The following is a 19,668-nucleotide window of genomic DNA, read 5'->3' as shown; positions in this document are numbered from 1 at the left end:
CGCGGAAAGCGAGTGCCTGGAGTGGAAATCAACGTCTAAATTGTACAGGCCATAAAAATAGACAAACTCGATTTTCATCGAGTTTGTCTACAGTCTGAGCACAGTAGTTAAACAACTACTGTGCTTTTATCGTTTTAAAATAGAACCACTAATTTTAAAAAACGCTTGTAAATAGTAATGATTGCGTTTTATAATGAAGCTGGCGAGAAATACTGGCAGCGATCATCGTTGCTAAATCGTAATCTTTATGATTTGGGTGAAGGAGGGAATCGTTTCAGCATTTAAAGGCTAGTGCAATTCCAGACCAGTTCAGTGCAAATACTCGCGTTTGGCAGGATTTACGTAGCTAAGAGGACAGCATATCTTTACTATACATAAAGGCTGGAAGCACAAATTCATCGTTTTTAAATCGTAATGTTTTCGATTTAATAGAATGTAGGAATCATGGAGGAAACGGATGATGTCGAGAAAATATCAATCAATTATTATCTTATGTCTAACATTTTTTGTTTTGGCTGCTTGTGCTAAGGAGTCATCCAAGGAGCAAGGGAGAGGGGGGAAGGAGGTGAACTTGCTGTTTAATTTTGCGACGGGCTCGCTCGATCCCAATGTGGATACAAGTTATGTGTCCTTGCGGGCTGGCATTACGGAGACATTGGTGCATCTCAATGATAAGGATTCGACCATCGAGCCATGGCTGGCCAAAAGCTGGAGCAGCAAGGATGGTCAGTTATGGGAGTTCGAGCTTAGGGACGGAGTGACGTTTCAGAATGGAAAGAAGATGGACGGACAAGCCGTGAAGGCGTCGTTGGAGCGGGCGATGAAGGACAGCCTCGCGATCAAGAATGCCTTGCGCATTGAATCGATAACAGCGAAGGGAAATACGCTGACGATCAAGACGGAGGGGCCCTTTCCGGAGTTTCCATCGGAATTGGTCCATCCCAATACATCGATCATGGATGTAACGGAAAGCGACTTCATGAACAAGCCGATAGGGACGGGGCCATTTGCCGTCTCGAAATTCACCCCGGGCACGGCGGTTGATTTAATACGTTACGAGGCTTACTGGAATGGAGCTGCGAAGCTTGCAAAAGCAAGGTTTTCTTTTAATGAAGATGCCAACGCCCGGTCTCTTGCCCTTGAATCGGGAGATGCCGATATTGTCTTTCGGCCGGAAGTCGAAAGTCTTGAAAGTTTAGAAGCGATAGATGGTGTGAAGGTGGAATCGACCTCTACCTTCCGGGTGCATCAAATGACGATGAATCTGGAACGGAAAGCGCTGCAGGACATTAACGTCCGAAAGGCCATTGATGCTTTGATCGATCGTTCAACGATTGCGGAAACGATTTTGCATGGCCATGCAGAGGTTGCCAAAGGGCCGTTTCCATCGACGTTCTCTTTTGCTCCTGACTATCCGGAAAAAGGGAAGGGGATGGAGGCGGCAAGATCGTTTCTTGAGCAGGCAGGATATCAGGAAGTGAATGAGGTCATGCAAAAGGATGGCAAACCGCTAACGTTTACCCTTTTAACCTACAGTTCACGTGCCGATTTACCACTGATCGCACAAGTTTTTCAATCGGATGCCGGCCAATTGGGAATCGATGTCGATATCAAGCAAATAGAAATCCCGGAAGAATATATGGCCACCAACAGGGATTGGGATTTAACGACCTACAGTAATTTGACGGCTCCGCGTGGGGATGCCGGTTACTACTTGAATGCAACCTATCATCCGAATGGAGCCTTGAACTTCAGTGGGGCGGATGATGATCATCTGACGGAGATGATCGATGAGCTGAATATGACGGTCGAACAGGAAAAACGCTCGGATATCGCTGAGGATATTGCATTATACGTGGATGAACAAGTGTATAATTCATTCATTTTACACCCGAATACACTCGTTGCTTATGACGCCGCTAAAGTGAAAAACTGGGTCACTTCCAGAAGCGAATACTACATGCTGACGAATGAACTGGATGTGAAGTGAAATGTTTGGCATTTTAGTTAGGCGATTCATTGAGGTCGTGATGTTTGTCCTTACGGTTACATTCATCTCCTTCCTGTTTGTCCGGCTTGCCCCGGGCGATCCGGTCCTATCGATACTTCAAGTGGATGATGTATCGATCACAAATGAACAGGTCAATGAGCTAAGGGAAGAATTGGGCTTCAATGAGCCGCTGCTCGTTCAATATGGGCATTGGTTCATGAACTTCATTCACTTGGATTTCGGCCGTTCCTACCTTACGAACCAGCCTGTGATGGAGATGATCATGAGCGGTTTGCCTGCAACACTGGAGCTGGCAATCGGGGGATTGCTTGTCATGCTTATCATAGCACTTCCTTTAGGTTCTCTTGCTGCTTTGCACAGGGGGCGCTTGATCGATCAGCTAAGCCGGGCCGTTTCTTTAGTAGGTGCCGCCATACCCAGCTTTTGGCTAGGACTGCTTTTGATTGATCTTTTTGCGGTGCGCTTGGGGGCCCTTCCTACGATGGGGAGGGACGGACTCCCTTCCTTGATTCTGCCGTCCGTCACTTTGGGGCTCGCCATCACCAGCGTATACGTCCGCTTGCTGCGCTCAAGTTTGATTGATTCGCTTAGTCAGGAGTTCATCAGGGCTGCCCGGTCAAGGGGGATTTCCGAAATGAGGATATTCTTTGCTCATGCATTTCGCTATAGCTTGCCTCCGGTCATTACCGTATTCGGTGTCAGCCTTGGCAGCTTGATCGGCGGTGTAGTCGTAATCGAGGTGATCTTCGCCTATCCAGGCATAGGCAAGATGGTGGTGGACTCGATCCGGTCGCGGGATTACCCGGTCATCCAAGGGTACCTATTGGTCATGGCCATCATTATATTCATGGTCAACAGTGCCGTTGATTTAACGTATCGGTATGTAAACCCTCAGCTTAGATTGAAGGAAAGGAATCAACGAAAATGGAGTTAACGATAAAAGAACCATTCAAAAGGAAGGGGAAGAAGGCCGTCATTTTTACGGTGCTGGCTTTGGTATTAGCCGTTGCGGCCTACACTTTTCTGTTCCTGAACCATGATCCGGCGCTGGTCAATCTTGGAGAAAGGCTATTGCCGTCAAGTCCGGAACATCCATTGGGCACGGATCACCTTGGGCGTGATGTATTGACGCGTCTATTGCTTGGTGCCCAGCTGACGGTTGGCTATGGGCTTGTCGCTTTATTTGCCGCGGTTATCATCGGGGTTCCATTCGGGTTGATTTCCGGGTTTAAAGGCGGTGTGATCGACCGCATCTTCATGCGCGTGGCAGATGCGTTCCTGGCGTTTCCGGATACGATCGTGGCCATCGTGCTGAGTGGCCTTTTAGGACCGGGAATCGAAAATCTGCTGTTGGCGGTCGTGGTTGTGAAATGGGTGAATTATGCCCGGCTTGTGAGGAGCACAGTGATCACCGAGCGCCAGAAGGACTATGTCATCATGGCCAAGATCAATGGACTAAGCACCTGTAGGATCATGAAAAAACATCTATTTCCGCACATCATCGGAAACGTGCTCGTCCTTTCAAGTCTCGATTTAGGCAAGATCATCTTGCTCATATCTTCCTTATCGTATATTGGGCTTGGTGCCCAGCCGCCAGCACCGGAGTGGGGGGCGATGCTGAACGATGCCCGCCCATACTTCCAATCCAATCAGTCCTTGATGATTTATCCGGGGCTCGCCATCGTATGCGTCGTTTTTTTATCGAATATACTCGGCGATTATTTCCGCGATGCATTCGATGTGAAGAAGGAGGTGGAATCATGACCCTTTTAAAGGTGCGGCATCTACATATCATGGGCAAACAAAATCATATCATCAAAGGTCTTTCGTTTGATGTGCGAGAAGGGGAGTGGCTGGCTCTCGTCGGTCAAAGCGGCAGCGGCAAAAGCCTGACGGCTATGGCGATTGGGCGGCTGCTTGCACCCAACCTCGAGGCTCAGGGGGAAATTTGGTACGAGGGAAAGAATGTATTGACGTTATCAGAACCAGCCATCAGGAAGCTTCGCGGAAAGCGCATAGCTTATATTTTTCAAGATTACCAAAGTTCATTCACACCGTTCCTTACCATCGGCCAGCATTTCGAAGAATATCAGCGGACACATCTTGACCTGTCCAAACAGGCGCGACGGATTCAAGCTGTCGACGCGCTCGTATCAGTGGGTCTGGATGGCGATATCTACAGCAGATATCCCTTTCAATTAAGTGGCGGCCAGCTTCAGCGGGTATCGATTTCATTGGCGCTTTTGCTTAAGCCCGATTTATTGATAGCGGATGAGCCGACTACAGCCTTGGACAGTGTATCCTCTTTTAAAATTTTGGAGCTGTTATCAGGGCTCCAGGCGGTTACCGGATGTGCAATCTTGTTCATCACCCATGATTTACGTCATGTCAGGAAATATGCGGACCGCATAGGGGTGATGAAAGATGGCGTGATGATTGAAAGCGGGGATAAAAACCAGGTCCTCAATCATCCCGAGCATCCTTATACCGATAGGCTGATTCATGCATCGCCATCACTCAGAAAAAGTGCAATAAAGCGTGAAGGAGCCTTAGGATGCGTTTATTAGACATACGAAATATCCATAAAACATACGATAGTGGAGAGGAAGTACTCAGGAACGTGAATTTTGGCATCGATAGCAAGGAATGCCTAGGCTTAATCGGGGAAAGCGGGTGCGGAAAGAGCACACTTGCGCGGTGCATCCTGGGAATTGAGCCTATTGACCAAGGCGCCATCTCATATAAGGGAACGGCGCTGCATAACAAAAGTGATCGCCTTTTAAAACCATACCGAAAAAACATTCAGGCCGTTTTGCAAAATCCTGCTTCCGGCCTGAATCCGAAACTAAAGGTAAAGGAGTCATTGATCGATCCTTTTCAGCAATTTGGGGATCAGATTGAAATGAAGCATTTTTCGTATACAAGTGAAGGTGAATTTATTTCTCAGTTATTGGAAATGGTGGAACTGCCAAAGAATTTGGCCGATCGTTATCCCCATGAGTTAAGCGGCGGACAAAAGCAACGCGTGACCATCGCCAGGGCCGTCAGCACTGAACCGAGCCTCATTATCCTGGATGAGCCTGCCTCAAGCCTGGACGTTCTCTCACAGGCGTCGGTGCTTGCATTGATGGCGGAGCTGCGTGAAAGGTTGGATATGTCTTACCTGTTCATTTCCCATGATCTCTCGGCTGTACAGGAAATGTGCCAAAGAATCATGGTGATGAAAGAAGGGGAAATCGTGGATTCCTTCAAGAAGGAGCAGCTCTTTTCTGAGAGCCGTCATCCCTATACGAAAGAATTGATTTCACTGTTTGAGTGAATAGCTTGGAACGAGTTTAGCGTGTAAATCGAAATGATTTCGTTTTTTAATTTTTGAATCCAGGGAGGAAGCAAGGTGAACCATCGATCATATTTGGCTTTGGCCATTCCTCTGACCATCTCGACGATAACGACGCCCCTCCTAGGTGCGGTTGACACCGCCGTTGTGGGGCAGCTGCCCGATCCTGCCTATTTGGGCGGCGTGGCAATCGGTACAGTCGTGTTTAACACTTTATATTGGCTGTTTGGGTTTTTGCGGGTGAGCACGTCGGGATTTGCTGCACAAGCGCTTGGGGCAAACGACGAAAGGGAAGGGAAATTCGCTTTCATAAGGCCCTTCATCTTGGCCTTAGTTGTCGGGATTAGCTTCATATTGCTTCAAGGACCAATTGAACGAGTTGCTCTAACCTTGATGGATCCGGATGCAGACGTCCGCGTATTTGCCGCAGAGTACCTCGGCATCCGAATATGGGGGATTCCTTTTACCTTGATGAATTACGTCATCTTGGGATGGCTGATGGGGATGGCCAAAATCAAGGTTTCGTTACTATTGCAGGTGCTCATGAACCTCATGAATATACTTTTGGCTCTGGTGTTCGTCCATGTATTCGCAATGGGCGTGTCAGGTGTAGCGATAGCCACGCTGCTCTCGGAAGTGACAGCCTTTTTCGCTGGGTTATTCATTATTTGGAATGCTTTTCAGCATCGATTTGAAATGCCTTCTTTAAAAGAGATGGTCGATGCCTCATCGATTAAGAAAATGATGTCGGTGAATCGTGATTTATTCATCAGAACGCTCTGTTTGCTGACCGTTTTCAATATATTCACGGCAAAGGGCGCCTCGTATGGAACGGAGGTATTGGCTGCCAATGCCGTGCTCATCCAAATCCACTATATGATGGCATACTTTTTTGATGGGTTGGCAAACGCTTCAAGCATTTTGGTCGGGAAAGCGGTCGGTTCGGGAGATAAGCATTTATATAAGAAGACTTTGTTCCTGTCCTTGCAATGGGGAGTGATCACTTCGCTGCTGATGGCCGCCGGTTACTACCTATTCGGTGATTCCCTTCTTACGCTCTTTACACGGATCCCAGGTGTCATTGAAAGGGCACATGCTTATGGATTTTGGTTGATCCTGTTCCCGATCACAGCGAGTGTAGGAATCGTTTTCTATGGTGTTTTTACAGGGGCAACCGAGGCTGCGCCGGTTCGGAATTCGATGATTTACTCCTTGATTGCTTTTTTCGGGACGCTGTATTACTTTGTGCCGATGTATCAAAACCATGGATTATGGCTCGCCTTTACGGTCTTCAGCCTAGGGCGTTCCGTGTTTTTGGCATTGTATATACCGCAGTTAAGCAAAAAAATATTTCCTAAGAGAGGTGTTCGCCTTGAAAGCGATCAAATGGTCTAGAAACCAAGAAAAAATCATCCATACATATGTGGAGGCTTATGAAACCTTACGGAAAGAAACCGATTTATCTCCTAATAATGCAATCATCAACCGTGTATTATCCGAGCTTGTTTCGGTTGTTTCCAAACCGCTGGACCAGCACTTGGCAGCAGAAATCCTCAATCTCGATGAAATCCGATCGATACGGTGCAGCATGCTTGCTAAGCTGGCCATCGCTGAGACGTTGATGGAGGAGCATTATGCCCAATCATATGTCGGCAAGGTGAGCACCCTGGAGGATTTTCATTCCTTCCTTTATTGGGAGAACTACAAAGAACTGATCAAAACGGAAATGAAAGAATTACAGAAAGTGAAGGGAGAAATCCGTTCCTTTGCCTTTGTTGGTACGGGCCCTTTGCCTTTGAGTCCATTGCTGCTTCAGCAAGAGCTTGGAGCGAACATGACTTGCCTCGATATCGATGAACAAGCCTATTCGCTAGGCAGGCGGATCATTCAGCAGCTGGATGGTGGAAAAGCGCCTTCGAATTATGTTTTGAAGGACGGTGCGCTCCATGATTATGGGGCGTGTGATTTAGTCTGGATCGCCAGTCTGGTCCCTAATAAAGCGGAAATCCTGGAGCGGATTTTTCAGACACAACCTGAAGCGATTGTTGCCATCCGATCTGTGGACGGCATTCATCAATTATTATATGAACCCGTTGATGCGACAAAGTTTCGTAATGTGAGGTGTGAAGAAGTCGGAAGAACCATTGCGGATTCTTTCATCATCAACTCAACCATTTATTACACGTTTAAACAATGACACCAAAAAACGCGTTGCTGCTATGGGCAACGCGTTTTTTTATTGAAACTAATGATATCCAACAAACTTACTTGACATTATAAACTTATTAAAATATAATTACTTACATAAAGTAACCTAACAAAAGGAGAATTCATACATGGATAAAAATACGGCAGCACAAGTTTTTTTAAGGGTGATTTTAGGTGTTACATTTTTCATTCACGGCATTGCTAAGTTTCAGGGGGGAATAGGCAACACGGCTGGTTTTTTCGATAGCCTTGGCATTCCCGGCTTCCTGGCATACATCGTGGCGGGAATCGAATTGATCGGAGGACTTGCGGTTATACTTGGTTTGGGGACACGATTCGTATCCGTCCTTTTTGCACTCATTTTACTAGGAGCAATTGTCACGGCTAAACTGCCTGCTGGCTTTCTTGGCAACGGACAAACAGCGGGCTACGAGCTCGACTTGGCATTGTTGGCCATGTCTGTTTATCTGGCGTGCGCTAACCGTACAGTTCTTTCTTTAGATCATTTTTTCAATAAAAAAGGGGGAGTGACATTATGAATGAACAATTTCATCAAAAGCCCGTTACTTTTGTCTCCGAGGTCAGTATAAATGTCATGAATTTGAATGATGCCATCATGTTTTATCAAGATATCATCGGACTTCAACTACTGAAGAAAACGGATAGGCAGGCTGTGTTAACGACGGATGGAAAAACTCCGTTGCTGACCCTAGAACAGCCCGCCGATGTGACTCCAAAGAAAGGGCGGACTTCGGGTTTGTATCACTTTGCCTTATTGCTGCCGACCCGTGCGGATTTAGCGGTTTTCTTACGTCATTTATTGCAAACGAAATATCCGTTTGGAGCGGCAGATCATGCTGTAAGTGAAGCCTTGTACATTACCGATCCGGATGGAAATGGCATCGAAATCTACGCTGATCGTCCTTCTGTTGATTGGAAATGGGCAGCGGGCGAAGTCGCAATGGGCACGGATCCCTTGGATGGGAATGACCTGCTGGAAGAAAGCGACCGCGAATGGAGCCAATTGCCTGCAGATACGAGAATGGGACACATCCATCTCCACGTATCGGATTTACGAAAGACGGAGGAGTTTTACATGCAAGGACTCGGTTTTGCCGTCGTGAACCGATTCAAAGGGGCGCTTTTCATTTCTGCCGGGGGATATCATCATCATATCGGCTTGAACACATGGAATGGCGTCGGCGTTCCAGCTCCTAAGGAAAATAGTGTCGGCCTAAATTGGTATACGCTCGTGTTTGCAGATGAAGACGCGAGAAACAAAGTAACGGAGCAACTGAAAGCAATCGGTGCTGCAGTGACGGAAAATGGAGCAACTTACGTTGTGGCCGATCCATCAGGAAATGTGATCCATTTAGTCGTCTAAGATGGAAAGAAATAAAGCAGAAAGCAAGGGTGAGGATAATGGGTTTTTTAAGTAGGTTATTTGGAAATAAAGAAACAGCTGCAGAGGAAAATGGAAAGATGGCAAAAGTACTATTCGTGAAAGTGAACGATCGCCCCGCAGATCAGGCAATCAGCTCGAAAATGTATGACACTTTCTTAAAATCATATAAAGAGTCACACCGTACAGATGAAGTGACCGAATTGGATTTATTCAAAGAGGACCTTCCCTATTATGGCAATACGGCCATCACTGGGCTGTATAAACGCAATCAAGGGCTGGAACTGACAGCTGAAGAGGAAAAAGCGGCCAATCTAGTTGACCAATATTTAAATCAGTTCCTGGCGATGGATAAGGTGGTTTTCGCTTTCCCATTATGGAACGGAACAGCACCAGCACCGCTCATCACCTATCTCTCCTATTTGTCACAAGCCGGTAAAATGTTCAATTATACGGCGGAAGGTCCAGTTGGATATGCCGGCGATAAAAAAATCATGCTATTGAACGCCCGTGGCTCGGACTATGCCTTGGAAGGAATGGCGGCTGGCGAAATGGCTGTCAATTTGGTCAAGACTATCATCAGCTTATGGGGAATCAAAAATCCTCAAACAGTCGTCATTGAAGGTCACAACCAGTACCCGGATCGGACACAAACAATCATCGGCGATGGCCTGCAAAACGTTGCAAAAGCTGCCGCAGCATTCTAATCCTAACCGAAAGGCCCCCCATTTATGGCGGGCCTTTCAGACTGCTGACAAATTCGTACAAAAGTCAGTTTGCCTTCAGTTGCACAAACCATCAATCGTCCTTGGCGGATAATAATCGACCTACACAACGGAAAATCCGTCCATTCCAGCCGATGATCCGTCCAAACGACACCAAAATCCGTCCGTTCCAGCCAATAATTCGACCTATCCAAAAAAAGGCCCTCCATATAATGGGGGCCTTTTTGGGGCAGGAATGATTCTATTTGACTTGATATTTCTTCAAGCGGTATTGGAGGCTTTGGCGGCTGATATTTAGGGTTTTGGCCGCTTGGGAGATATTCATCCCATGCTCCTTTAAGACTTTCTCCAAGTATTGCTTTTCGGTATTTGCTATATAATCATCCAGAGATAACGTTGACTCCTGTGGCTCCCGATTGGTATGGTCATCGTTTTTAGCGGCAGGTGCTTCCCCCAGATGGGCTTTTTTCTTGAATAGTGCGGGAAGGTGGTTGGGCCAGATTTTAATGTCGCCGGGTTCGAGCAAATTCATGGCACCCTCGATGATATGCTCAAGCTCCCTGACGTTACCAGGCCAGTCGTAATCATAAAAAAGGGCGTAGACCTCTTCGCTTATTCCCTCGATATTCAATTCGAATAACGCATTGAATTTTTCGATGAAGGATTGTGCAAGTAAAGGAATATCCTCTTTCCGCTCCCGTAGAGGGGGGATGAATAATGATACGACGCTTAGCCGGTAATATAGATCTTTTCGTAAATGATCATTTGCAATGGCATCGATTGGATCTTCATTGATGGTCGCAATGACCCGTACATCGATTTTTTTATCTTTTGTATCCCCGACACGGCGAATCGTCCTTTCCTGAAGGGCCCGTAACAGCTTTGCCTGCAAATTCGGATTTAAGGAGTTGATTTCATCGAGAAGGATGGTCCCCCCTTGTGCTTGCTCGAATAATCCAGGCCTTTCAATTGAACCCGTGAAGGCTCCCTTCTTCGTTCCAAACAGGATTCCTTCAATCAGGCTATCCGGGAGGGCGGCACAATTTTGGCTAATGAAAGGATGTGTCGAACGGCTGCTGCCATTATGGATGCTTTGGGCAAAGAGTTCCTTTCCGGTTCCCGTCTCCCCGACGATGAGAATCGAGGATGTGGTCCTGGTCGAGCGCTTGCTCTTTTCTATGACCTCCAGGAAATTCTCGCTCGTTCCAATGATGCTGTCGAACGTGTATTTGGTATCTCCCTTATTCAAAATATTATCTTTAATGATTCTTTCCAGATTCGTTATATCCTTTGCGACTTCAATTGCCCCGATAATATGATGGTTCTGGTCCATTATCGGGAAGGTATTATTGATGGTCGTGATTTCCTGGCCGAGATTATTGAAGTAGGTTTGCTTCGAGTTTTCCGTTTTTTTGCCGGAATGTAAGGCGCGAATCAATGTACTCTCCGTTTCTTCCTTGAATTTAAAAATTTCATGTATCTTTTTCCCCAATACTTCATCAGATTCCATTCCTTCAATTTCAGCCATTTTCTTGTTATATACAATCGTCCGTCCTTTTGTATCAATGATATGTATCCCAATATCGATTACATCCACAAGGGAGTAGAGGATGGTTTGGAAACCTTCTATCTTTATGATTTGGTCTAAATACATGAATGCCTCCCAGTTTATTTCATATGTTAGAGCTTATTGTAGAGGAATAGAACAAAAGGTGCAATGAAAATTTGCGCAGCCAGATTATTTTGCAGCAGGGTGCAAAGATATTTTGCGAAAAAAGGTAAAAATACTGCTTTTTCATGATGAATCAGTTTGGCACGAAATTTGCATCTAGTAAATGTATAGCTAAATGTATAGCTAAATGTATAGCGGTTGAATGTGCAAAATAGGAATTAGAGCAAAAAATAATGGCATCTATGACCATTTTGCCCCGAACATACTGCTTTTCATGGGATATTTCATGCAAAATATTAATTTTTTTAAAAAAATGAAAAGTTGGCACGGAAATTGCTTGTTTAATAAGCGAGAAGTAAAAATATAAATAAACTTTAGGGAGATGAGCCATAATGGTCCAACCATATAAACACGAACCATTTACTAATTTTAAACTCGAAGAAAACGATAAAGCTTTTCAAGCGGCATTGAATGAAGTAGCTAATGAGTTAGGGAAGAAATACCCGCTAATCATTAATGGTGAAAAAGTGTTTACTGATGAAGTCATTACCTCTGTAAACCCGGCCAATAAAGAAGAAGTTATCGGAGAAGTTTCCAAAGCGAATAAGGATTTGGCCGAGCAAGCCATGCAAGCGGCAGATAAGACATTCCAGACCTGGAGAAAAACGAAAGCGGAAGTCCGTGCCAATATTTTATTCAGGGCTGCAGCCATCGTTCGCAGAAGAAAACATTATTTCTCGGCCCTATTGGTCAAAGAAGCAGGAAAGCCTTGGAATGAAGCGGATGCAGATACAGCGGAAGCGATCGATTTCATGGAATATTACGCACGGCAAATGCTGAAGCTGAAAGACGGCATGCCAGTGGAAAGCCGTCCGATTGAACACAATGCATTCAATTATGTTCCGCTTGGTGTCGGTGTCATCATTTCACCTTGGAATTTCCCGTTTGCAATCATGGCAGGCATGACGACGGCGGCGCTTGTTTCAGGTAATACGGTATTATTGAAACCAGCAAGTACTACGCCGGTCATTGCAGCTAAATTCATCGAGGTGTTGGAAGAAGCGGGCTTGCCTGCAGGAGTCGTGAACTTCATTCCAGGAAGCGGTGCCGAAGTGGGCGATTATTTAGTGGATCACCCTCGTACACGTTTCATCAGCTTTACCGGTTCACGTGATGTCGGAATCCGTATTTATGAGCGTGCGGCAAAAGTTCATGAAGGCCAAATCTGGTTGAAACGCGTCATTGCTGAAATGGGCGGTAAAGATACGATCGTTGTCGATAAAGAGGCTGATCTGGAATTGGCGGCACAATCGATTGTCGCTTCTGCATTCGGATTCTCCGGCCAGAAATGTTCGGCTTGTTCACGTACCGTCGTAGTGGAAGAAGTATATGACCAAGTCTTGAATCGTGTCATTGAATTAACGAAAGAGAAAACAGTCGGGGAGCCAACGGATGTAAACAACTTCATGGGCCCGGTCATCGATCAAGCCGCTTATGATAAAGTCATGAGCTACGTTGAAATCGGTAAAAAAGAAGGAAAAGTTGTGGCAGGCGGAGAAGGAGACAATTCAAAAGGTTTCTTCATCCAACCAACGATCATTGCCGATGTGGATGAGAATGCACGCGTCATGAAAGAGGAAATTTTCGGACCAGTCGTTGCGTTCTGTAAGGCAAAAGACTTCAATCATGCCATCGAGATTGCCAATAACACGGATTATGGCTTAACAGGCGCGGTCATCTCCAATAATATTCAACATATCGAACAGGCGCGTGAGGATTTCCACGTAGGTAACTTGTACTTCAATCGCGGCTGTACGGGAGCCATCGTTGGATACCAGCCATTTGGCGGCTTCAATATGTCAGGAACGGATTCCAAAGCGGGCGGTCCTGATTATTTAGTTCTTCACCTTCAAGGAAAAACAACATCTGAAACGCTATAAATTTTAGGGGGAATCATCATGACAACAATTACTGAAAAATTAATCGAGCAAACAGAACAATATGGTGCAAACAATTATAATCCACTTCCAATCGTCATTTCGAAGGCAGAAGGAGTTTGGGTAGAAGATCCTGAAGGCAACAAATATATGGATATGCTTAGTGCCTATTCAGCAGTGAACCAAGGCCACAGGCATCCGAAGATCATCGACGAATTAAAAAAACAAGCGGATCGCGTAACATTGACGTCCCGTGCCTTCCATAGTGATAAATTGGGACCGTGGTATGAAATGGTTTCACGCCTAACACAAAAAGACATGGCGCTGCCGATGAATACGGGTGCTGAAGCCGTTGAAACAGCCATCAAAGCGGTTAGACGCTGGGGCTATGATGTTAAGGGAATCGCAGAAAACCAAGCTGAAATCATTGCTTGTATCGGGAATTTCCATGGCCGCACGATGGCTGCCGTGTCCTTGTCTTCCGATGAGGAATATAGAAGGGGCTTCGGACCGATGCTGCCTGGGATCAAGCTTATACCTTACGGCGACCTTGGTGCATTGAAAGAAGCGATTACACCGCAAACGGCTGGGTTTTTAATCGAACCGATCCAAGGTGAAGCAGGAATCATCATCCCGCCTCAAGGGTTCCTGAAAGAAGCTTATGACTTATGTAAAGAAAATAATGTATTATTCGTTTCTGATGAAATTCAATCAGGACTTGGACGTTCAGGAAAAATGTTCGCCTCTGATTGGGACGGAGTCGTTCCGGATATGTACATTTTAGGCAAGGCACTTGGCGGCGGGGTTTTCCCGATTTCTTGCGTAGCTGCAAACCGTGAAATCCTTGGTGTATTCAATCCTGGTTCACATGGTTCTACATTCGGCGGCAATCCGTTGGCATGTGCGGTATCCATCGCTTCATTGGAAGTACTCGAGGAGGAGAAGCTTGCGGAACGTTCGTTGGAGCTTGGCCAATACTTTATGGATCGCTTGAAAGAAATCAAGAATCCTATGATTAAAGATATCCGCGGCAGAGGCTTATTCATCGGAGTGGAATTAACGGAAGCTGCAAGACCTTATTGCGAGCAGCTTAAAGAAGAAAAATTACTTTGTAAAGAAACGCATGATACAGTCATCCGTTTTGCACCGCCGCTTGTGATCACGAAAGAAGATCTGGACTGGGCAATCGAACGCATCAATAAAGTTTTATCCTAATTACTATCCCTATGAGGTGAATCCATTGAGTACATCGATCAAAGAAGAAAAAGAAACTGCCAGCTTGCTAGAATCAACACAGGTCGTAATCAAGGAGGCGCTCGGTAAGCTTGGCTACTCCGAAGAAGTGTTCGAGCTATTGAAGGAACCTCTTCGTATGCTGACCGTCCGCATCCCAATTAAGATGGATGACAATACGACGAAGATATTCACCGGGTATCGGGCGCAGCATAATGATGCAGTCGGTCCGACAAAGGGCGGAATCCGTTTCCATCCCGAAGTCGATGAGGAGGAAGTCAAGGCGCTTTCCATGTGGATGAGCTTGAAATGCGGCATTGTGAATCTGCCTTATGGCGGAGGAAAAGGCGGCATCATCTGTGATCCGCGCCAAATGTCGATAGGTGAATTGGAAAGGCTTAGCCGCGGGTATGTCCGGGCGATCAGTCAGATAGTCGGGCCGACGAAAGATATTCCGGCCCCGGATGTTTATACGAATTCACAAATCATGGCATGGATGATGGATGAATACAGTAGAATAAGAGAACACGATTCTCCTGGGTTCATTACCGGCAAGCCTCTTGTCCTTGGTGGTTCACATGGAAGGGAAAAGGCCACGGCGCAGGGTGTCACGATTTGTATCGAAGAAGCGGCCAAACGTAAGGGGATTGAACTGAAGGGTGCACGGATCATCGTCCAAGGGTTCGGGAATGCTGGAAGCTTTTTAGCCAAATTCATGCATGATGCAGGCGCGAAGGTGATTGGCATTTCAGATGCATACGGGGCGATATATAATCCGGATGGCCTGGATATCAATTACCTACTTGATAAAAGGGACAGCTTTGGAACGGTTACGACACTTTTCGAAAATAAGATCACCAATCAAGAGCTTCTCGAGCAAGATTGTGATATTTTAGTGCCTGCGGCCATTTCCAACCAGATCACCAAGGAAAATGCACATCTTATCAAAGCCCAAATTGTCGTGGAGGCAGCGAATGGACCAACCACTTTGGAGGCAACCAAGATCTTGACGGAACGCAATGTGCTTCTTGTGCCGGATGTATTGGCAAGTTCAGGCGGTGTGACGGTTTCTTACTTTGAATGGGTACAAAATAACCAGGGTTACTATTGGGAAGATGAAGAAGTCCAAAGAAAATTAAAAGATCTATTGGTCAACTCATTCAACCAAGTGTATGAGATGTCCGAAACAAGGAAAGTGAATATGAGGTTGGCGGCTTACATGGTGGGAGTCAGGAAAATGGCAGAAGCCTCGATATTCCGCGGCTGGGTTTAAGCTTTGGCCAAATAATGAAGAGTGGAGGAGTGATTCCGTGCTAAAACCGATTCATGCAATTGAATGTGCTCAGAACGGGACCGTCGAACAGGTTTACGTTCAAAAGAATTCCTATGTTTATGAATGGGAGAGGCTCTTTCTAGTGAAGACGGAAGATGGGAAATTGATCGATGTTTCAATAGGGGCGAGTGGTCACATTACTGAAATCAATGTCACGGCAGGGGATCCTATAAATAGAAAGCTTCCTTTAGCTTTGCTCCAAGACGATTTTGTTATAACTGGCTCTGATTGAAGAGGAATAAGAGGGTGTTCCAAAAGCGGAGGCGTTTCTGCTTTTGGGATGCTCTTTTTTTTATCTTTTTCAAGATGAAAGTCTTCGCTGCCTGGCGAGGGTTTTTCTTCATGGAATGGTAACGCTCAAAGGCATATACTTATTTTCCCATTCATAGACTGTTAGGGAGGAAGCCGACCTTCGATTGTTTCTTTTGAAAGATGGGAATTTATACCCGCAAATGGTTGGAATATATTAAACTCTAAACGAGTAATAAACAAATGAATGGCTTTTTTACTGAATATCAAATGATTTCAGTGATTCTGCCGTTTTAAAAAAAGGGGAGATCAATTAAAGGATGAGAATATCCGAGTTAAAAAAGAAAGGTCTTGAATCGTTAAAAGGTAAATGGGGAATAGCCGTTTCACTCATGCTGCTCTTGTTCTTGATCAATGTCGTTTTTCCTTTCATTGTCGAAGTGATCGGAAGCGGGGGCTTCGTACAATGGTTCGAGCAAGAAGGATCGCCGTTATGGTCGGATATCTTCGGAACGATACTGTCCATCGTCTTAATACCGCTGACGATAGCGACCACTTGGTTCTACCTGGACCTAGTCAGGAAAGGAAACCCTGAAATCAACGAAGTATTCGCTATTTATAAAGATGGAAAAACCTCGATCAAGCTGATTGGCGGTTCGATTTTACAAGCTATTTTCCTATTCTTATGGTCATTATTATTAATCATTCCGGGTATCATCAAAAGCATCGCCTATTCTCAACTGTTTTTCTTATTGAAGGACCATCCGCAATATACAATACTGGAGGCCATTACAGAGAGCAGAAAAAGGATGAATGGATTGAAATGGAAATACTTCCTCATGAACCTGAGTTTCATAGGCTGGGGATTCCTTTGCATCTTTACTTTGGGAATTGGTTTATTATGGCTGATTCCTTACATCGGGACAACACTGGCAGCATTTTATAATGAATTAATCGTCCCGCAGGAAGACGAGCAGCAAATCGATTCTTAAGACTGTGACCGATGGCGAACTCGCTATCGGTTTTTTTGTGTCTTTTCCCAAGGATTCCTGCAGTATGAGAAAAAGTTGCGTTTCATGCGGTATCTCCCTTAAAAAGGATAAACTGTCATTTCAACTGATGTATAATGGAATGGAGAGTTTGCCATTTAGGGGGATTACATAGTGAGTAGTTATAATATTGCGGATATCATATATCAATTGTTTTTCCTTGCCTTTTTCATTTTGATCATTGTTGGTGCCATATCTTTTTTTCGATCCATGAAGCGCAGGAAAACGAGGCTGGATATCATGGAAAAGAAGCTGGATGATTTGCATCGGCAGCTAAGGAAGAGTACTGATTGACGGCTGCATGATGCGGTGGTCAGAGTGTAGACAAACTCCATCAAGGCGGGTTTGTCTTTTTTTTTTAGGTATCGATATTTGTCCTTAGAGGAGATAATCCGTCCCATGTGGTACATAATTCGCCCTACTTGGCATGTAATCCGGCCGTTCAGGCAAATAATCCGACCTACTTGGCAAATAATTCGTCCGTAATGGAGATAATTCGCCTGAGGTTCTCCCCATAGACCGCATTCCCCGCAGGAGTCTCGCACCCTTCGTTTCATTCCACTTATTTTTTTCTCTTTTACCGATTCTTCGCGCTGGATTTGTGCCGGGGTATGTTGCGGCTATTAAGATATTTTGAAATAATTTACAGGAAGGTTCTACTCGTGAAGTGGGGGTCTTTATCGGACCCTTTGAGAGACATAAAGAAATGGAAAAAGAAAGGGGAATGTAAAAAATAAGCAATTATACATGGTGATGAGCGAGAATGTCATGGTAGGAGTTAGTCTGGATGATGCATGGTTTGTGGGCTTTATTTACCTTATACTGGAATGGGTGAAGAAGTAAGGGGACTTTAATGGTCTATCAGGGATGCTCGACACTATAACGAATCGACGAAGTAAGCGAATGTTGAACATTCCATCCTTTTGTTAGGTATCTTTTAAGAAGTGGGAGGAGTCGGTATCATGAAAGAAATTATTGCAGTAAAAGAAATTACGCAGTTTAAAACCCGAGCGGAGGAATTCAGTCCGTATGCATGGTGTAAAGAGAAGCTGGAAAATGATCCTGTAAGCTATCATGAAGGGACAAACACATGGAATGTTTTTAAATACGAGCATGTTAAGCTTGTACTAAGTGATTATAAGCATTTTTCGAGTGAGAGGAAGCGTACCACGATATCGGTTGGAGCCGACAGCAAGGAAGGCTCGGTGCCCGATAAGATCAAACTTACTGAAGCCGATCCGCCTGATCATCGAAAACGCCGTTCCCTATTGGCCGCTGCCTTCACGCCCAGAAGCCTCAAAAACTGGGAACCTCGGATTCAAGAAATTGCAGATGAATTGATTGAGCAAATGGAGGGAAAATCGGAAATCGATATTGTCTCATCATTGGCGAGCCCGCTGCCGATCATTGTCATGTCCGATTTGATGGGCGTTCCCTCAAAAGACCGTCTTTTATTCAAAGAATGGGTCGATATTTTATTTCTCCCTTTTGATAAAGAAACGCAAGATGAAGTGAATGAAAAGAAGATAGTTGCCGCAAGAGAATATTATGAGTATTTATATCCCATCGTGGTACAAAAACGATCGAACCCGGCAGATGATATCATCTCCGATCTTTTGCAGGCGGAAGTCGACGGTGAAATGTTTACCGATGATGAAGTGGTGCGCACCACCATGCTGATTTTAGGGGCAGGGGTCGAGACGACCAGTCATTTACTGGCCAACAGCTTTTATTCCCTGCTATATGATGACGATACCGTCTATCAGGAATTGCATGAAAACCTGGACTTGGTCCCGCAAGCGGTTGAGGAAATGCTTCGCTACCGATTCAATCTGACTAAATTGGATCGCATGGTATCAGTAGATAATGATTTATTGGGAGTGAAACTGAAAAAAGGCGATACTGTGGTAGCGTGGATGAGCGCGGCAAATATGGATGAAGACATGTTTGAGGACGCATTCACCCTGAATATCCACCGTCCCAATAATAAGAAGCATCTAGCTTTCGGAAACGGGCCGCATTTCTGCTTAGGAGCTCCGCTTGCCCGCTTGGAAGCGAAAATCGCCCTTACGACATTCTTGAAAGAGTTCAACAAGATTGAACCGGTGGCATCCTTTCAATTGGAGGATCACCTTACCGATTCAGCGACCGGACAAACGCTGACGTCCATGCCGCTTATTGTGCACCGTACTTTATAAAAACCACAAATCCCTTATGCATCGACTTGCATAAGGGATTTCAGTTTGTAGACAAAAGGGGTTCGGAATTAAAAAATTCCGAACCCCTTTTGAAATTCCTTTGAAATTTTGACCAAAGGTTACGAGATTTGGGCTCTTCGAGCCACTATGTTAAGCCATTTTAGGACCTTGCCATGTCCAAGTGGCCATCTTCTTTACATTCATGGCAGCGAATGTAAGCATCGCCTGCATCGACAATTTTTTAAGTCCCCTTAAAGTAGTCCAACGCATACCATGCTTTTCTTTTGCATCTGCGAATACACGCTCAATCGTCT

Annotated in this window: 21 protein-coding genes; 17 read left to right on the top strand and 4 right to left on the bottom strand. The window is 45.3% G+C overall.

The features are described from left to right. The first annotated feature begins 460 nt into the window (after positions 1–460). From nikA to AS888_RS17510, 10 genes are all read left to right on the top strand, one after another. A complete protein-coding gene (nikA, locus tag AS888_RS17555; protein ID WP_061143446.1) occupies positions 461–1,990 on the top strand; it encodes a nickel ABC transporter substrate-binding protein in 1,530 nt (509 codons plus the stop codon). A gap of 1 nt (position 1,991) precedes the next feature. Next, positions 1,992–2,945 carry a nickel ABC transporter permease gene (gene nikB, locus AS888_RS17550; protein WP_061143445.1) on the top strand — a complete coding sequence of 318 codons (954 nt, stop codon included), beginning with the start codon at positions 1,992–1,994 and terminating at the stop codon, positions 2,943–2,945. Continuing rightward, entirely contained in the window at positions 2,936–3,775 is an 840-nt protein-coding gene (nikC, locus tag AS888_RS17545; protein WP_061143444.1) for a nickel transporter permease, read from the top strand. The genes nikB and nikC overlap by 10 nt, the downstream gene beginning before the upstream one ends. Further along, on the top strand, positions 3,772–4,578 hold the full coding sequence (locus AS888_RS17540) for an ABC transporter ATP-binding protein (RefSeq protein ID WP_061143443.1): 807 nt from the start codon (positions 3,772–3,774) through the stop codon (positions 4,576–4,578). The genes nikC and AS888_RS17540 overlap by 4 nt, the downstream gene beginning before the upstream one ends. Next, positions 4,566–5,330 carry an ABC transporter ATP-binding protein gene (locus AS888_RS17535; RefSeq protein ID WP_061143442.1) on the top strand — a complete coding sequence of 255 codons (765 nt, stop codon included), beginning with the start codon at positions 4,566–4,568 and terminating at the stop codon, positions 5,328–5,330. The genes AS888_RS17540 and AS888_RS17535 overlap by 13 nt, the downstream gene beginning before the upstream one ends. A 75-nt stretch (positions 5,331–5,405) precedes the next feature. Continuing rightward, complete coding sequence (locus AS888_RS17530) at positions 5,406–6,743, top strand: MATE family efflux transporter (RefSeq protein WP_061143441.1); 1,338 nt, start codon at positions 5,406–5,408, stop codon at positions 6,741–6,743. Further along, entirely contained in the window at positions 6,721–7,545 is an 825-nt protein-coding gene (locus AS888_RS17525) for a nicotianamine synthase family protein (protein ID WP_061143440.1), read from the top strand. The genes AS888_RS17530 and AS888_RS17525 overlap by 23 nt, the downstream gene beginning before the upstream one ends. Positions 7,546–7,684: 139 nt before the next feature. Continuing rightward, positions 7,685–8,095 carry a DoxX family protein gene (locus AS888_RS17520; protein WP_061143439.1) on the top strand — a complete coding sequence of 137 codons (411 nt, stop codon included), beginning with the start codon at positions 7,685–7,687 and terminating at the stop codon, positions 8,093–8,095. Continuing rightward, entirely contained in the window at positions 8,092–8,940 is an 849-nt protein-coding gene (locus AS888_RS17515; protein ID WP_061143438.1) for a VOC family protein, read from the top strand. The genes AS888_RS17520 and AS888_RS17515 overlap by 4 nt, the downstream gene beginning before the upstream one ends. A gap of 38 nt (positions 8,941–8,978) precedes the next feature. Beyond that, positions 8,979–9,665, top strand: a complete 687-nt coding sequence (locus AS888_RS17510; protein ID WP_061143437.1) for an FMN-dependent NADH-azoreductase — start codon at positions 8,979–8,981, stop codon at positions 9,663–9,665. Positions 9,666–9,667: 2 nt separating this feature from the next. On the opposite strand, the gene AS888_RS17505 is transcribed toward AS888_RS17510, so the two are convergent. Both AS888_RS17505 and AS888_RS17500 read right to left on the bottom strand, forming a co-directional pair. After that, positions 9,668–9,877, bottom strand: coding sequence for a hypothetical protein (locus AS888_RS17505; protein WP_061143436.1), 210 nt, complete (start codon positions 9,875–9,877; stop codon positions 9,668–9,670). A gap of 47 nt (positions 9,878–9,924) precedes the next feature. Continuing rightward, positions 9,925–11,337, bottom strand: a complete 1,413-nt coding sequence (locus AS888_RS17500; RefSeq protein ID WP_081092504.1) for a sigma-54 interaction domain-containing protein — start codon at positions 11,335–11,337, stop codon at positions 9,925–9,927. 410 nt (positions 11,338–11,747) lie between these two features. Between AS888_RS17500 and pruA the strand changes: the two genes are divergently transcribed. The 6 genes from pruA (at position 11,748) to AS888_RS17465 (ending at position 17,450) form a co-directional block, all read left to right on the top strand. Next, positions 11,748–13,295, top strand: coding sequence for an L-glutamate gamma-semialdehyde dehydrogenase (gene pruA / locus AS888_RS17490; protein ID WP_061143434.1), 1,548 nt, complete (start codon positions 11,748–11,750; stop codon positions 13,293–13,295). Between the two features lie 18 nt (positions 13,296–13,313). Continuing rightward, a complete protein-coding gene (locus tag AS888_RS17485; RefSeq protein WP_061143433.1) occupies positions 13,314–14,507 on the top strand; it encodes an ornithine--oxo-acid transaminase in 1,194 nt (397 codons plus the stop codon). A gap of 16 nt (positions 14,508–14,523) precedes the next feature. Further along, entirely contained in the window at positions 14,524–15,798 is a 1,275-nt protein-coding gene (locus AS888_RS17480) for a Glu/Leu/Phe/Val family dehydrogenase (protein WP_061143432.1), read from the top strand. A 37-nt stretch (positions 15,799–15,835) separates the two neighbouring features. Next, positions 15,836–16,090: a biotin/lipoyl attachment domain-containing protein gene (locus AS888_RS17475; RefSeq protein WP_061143431.1), complete on the top strand. Its 255-nt coding sequence runs from the start codon at positions 15,836–15,838 to the stop codon at positions 16,088–16,090. A gap of 337 nt (positions 16,091–16,427) precedes the next feature. After that, the gene (locus AS888_RS17470) at positions 16,428–17,099 is read left to right on the top strand and encodes a DUF975 family protein (RefSeq protein WP_061143430.1); all 672 of its coding nucleotides are present in this window, start codon (positions 16,428–16,430) and stop codon (positions 17,097–17,099) included. 171 nt (positions 17,100–17,270) lie between these two features. Then, the gene (locus tag AS888_RS17465) at positions 17,271–17,450 is read left to right on the top strand and encodes a hypothetical protein (protein ID WP_061143429.1); all 180 of its coding nucleotides are present in this window, start codon (positions 17,271–17,273) and stop codon (positions 17,448–17,450) included. 84 nt (positions 17,451–17,534) lie between these two features. Here AS888_RS17465 and AS888_RS26475 read toward each other — a convergent pair whose 3' ends face one another. Then, on the bottom strand, positions 17,535–17,672 hold the full coding sequence (locus AS888_RS26475; protein WP_155645536.1) for a hypothetical protein: 138 nt from the start codon (positions 17,670–17,672) through the stop codon (positions 17,535–17,537). A 443-nt stretch (positions 17,673–18,115) separates the two neighbouring features. Here AS888_RS26475 and AS888_RS17460 point away from each other — a divergent pair, with 443 nt between their 5' ends. Then, on the top strand, positions 18,116–19,354 hold the full coding sequence (locus AS888_RS17460) for a cytochrome P450 (protein ID WP_061143447.1): 1,239 nt from the start codon (positions 18,116–18,118) through the stop codon (positions 19,352–19,354). Positions 19,355–19,504: 150 nt separating this feature from the next. Here the strand turns inward: AS888_RS17460 and AS888_RS25220 are convergent. Beyond that, positions 19,505–19,668: transposase (locus tag AS888_RS25220; protein WP_185113123.1), on the bottom strand; the 164-nt coding region annotated here is incomplete at its 5' end.

This window comes from Peribacillus simplex (genome assembly GCF_001542915.1).
Lineage (GTDB): Bacteria > Bacillota > Bacilli > Bacillales > DSM-1321 > Peribacillus > Peribacillus simplex_B.
Note: the sequence above shows the minus strand (reverse complement) of the source record. Positions and strands in the feature narration are given on the sequence as shown.

What these genes read in the sequence shown, in the direction of transcription:
- nikB (WP_061143445.1), top strand. Translation starts at nt 1,992, where the DNA reads ATGTTTGGCATTTTAGTTAGGCGATTCATTGAGGTCGTGATGTTTGTC.
- pruA (WP_061143434.1), top strand. Translation starts at nt 11,748, where the DNA reads ATGGTCCAACCATATAAACACGAACCATTTACTAATTTTAAACTCGAA.
- AS888_RS17520 (WP_061143439.1), top strand. Translation starts at nt 7,685, where the DNA reads ATGGATAAAAATACGGCAGCACAAGTTTTTTTAAGGGTGATTTTAGGT.
- nikC (WP_061143444.1), top strand. Translation starts at nt 2,936, where the DNA reads ATGGAGTTAACGATAAAAGAACCATTCAAAAGGAAGGGGAAGAAGGCC.
- AS888_RS17500 (WP_081092504.1), bottom strand. Translation starts at nt 11,337, where the DNA reads ATGTATTTAGACCAAATCATAAAGATAGAAGGTTTCCAAACCATCCTC.
- AS888_RS17485 (WP_061143433.1), top strand. Translation starts at nt 13,314, where the DNA reads ATGACAACAATTACTGAAAAATTAATCGAGCAAACAGAACAATATGGT.
- AS888_RS17515 (WP_061143438.1), top strand. Translation starts at nt 8,092, where the DNA reads ATGAATGAACAATTTCATCAAAAGCCCGTTACTTTTGTCTCCGAGGTC.
- AS888_RS26475 (WP_155645536.1), bottom strand. Translation starts at nt 17,672, where the DNA reads ATGGGGAGAACCTCAGGCGAATTATCTCCATTACGGACGAATTATTTG.
- AS888_RS17540 (WP_061143443.1), top strand. Translation starts at nt 3,772, where the DNA reads ATGACCCTTTTAAAGGTGCGGCATCTACATATCATGGGCAAACAAAAT.
- AS888_RS17535 (WP_061143442.1), top strand. Translation starts at nt 4,566, where the DNA reads ATGCGTTTATTAGACATACGAAATATCCATAAAACATACGATAGTGGA.
- AS888_RS17510 (WP_061143437.1), top strand. Translation starts at nt 8,979, where the DNA reads ATGGGTTTTTTAAGTAGGTTATTTGGAAATAAAGAAACAGCTGCAGAG.
- AS888_RS17470 (WP_061143430.1), top strand. Translation starts at nt 16,428, where the DNA reads ATGAGAATATCCGAGTTAAAAAAGAAAGGTCTTGAATCGTTAAAAGGT.
- nikA (WP_061143446.1), top strand. Translation starts at nt 461, where the DNA reads ATGTCGAGAAAATATCAATCAATTATTATCTTATGTCTAACATTTTTT.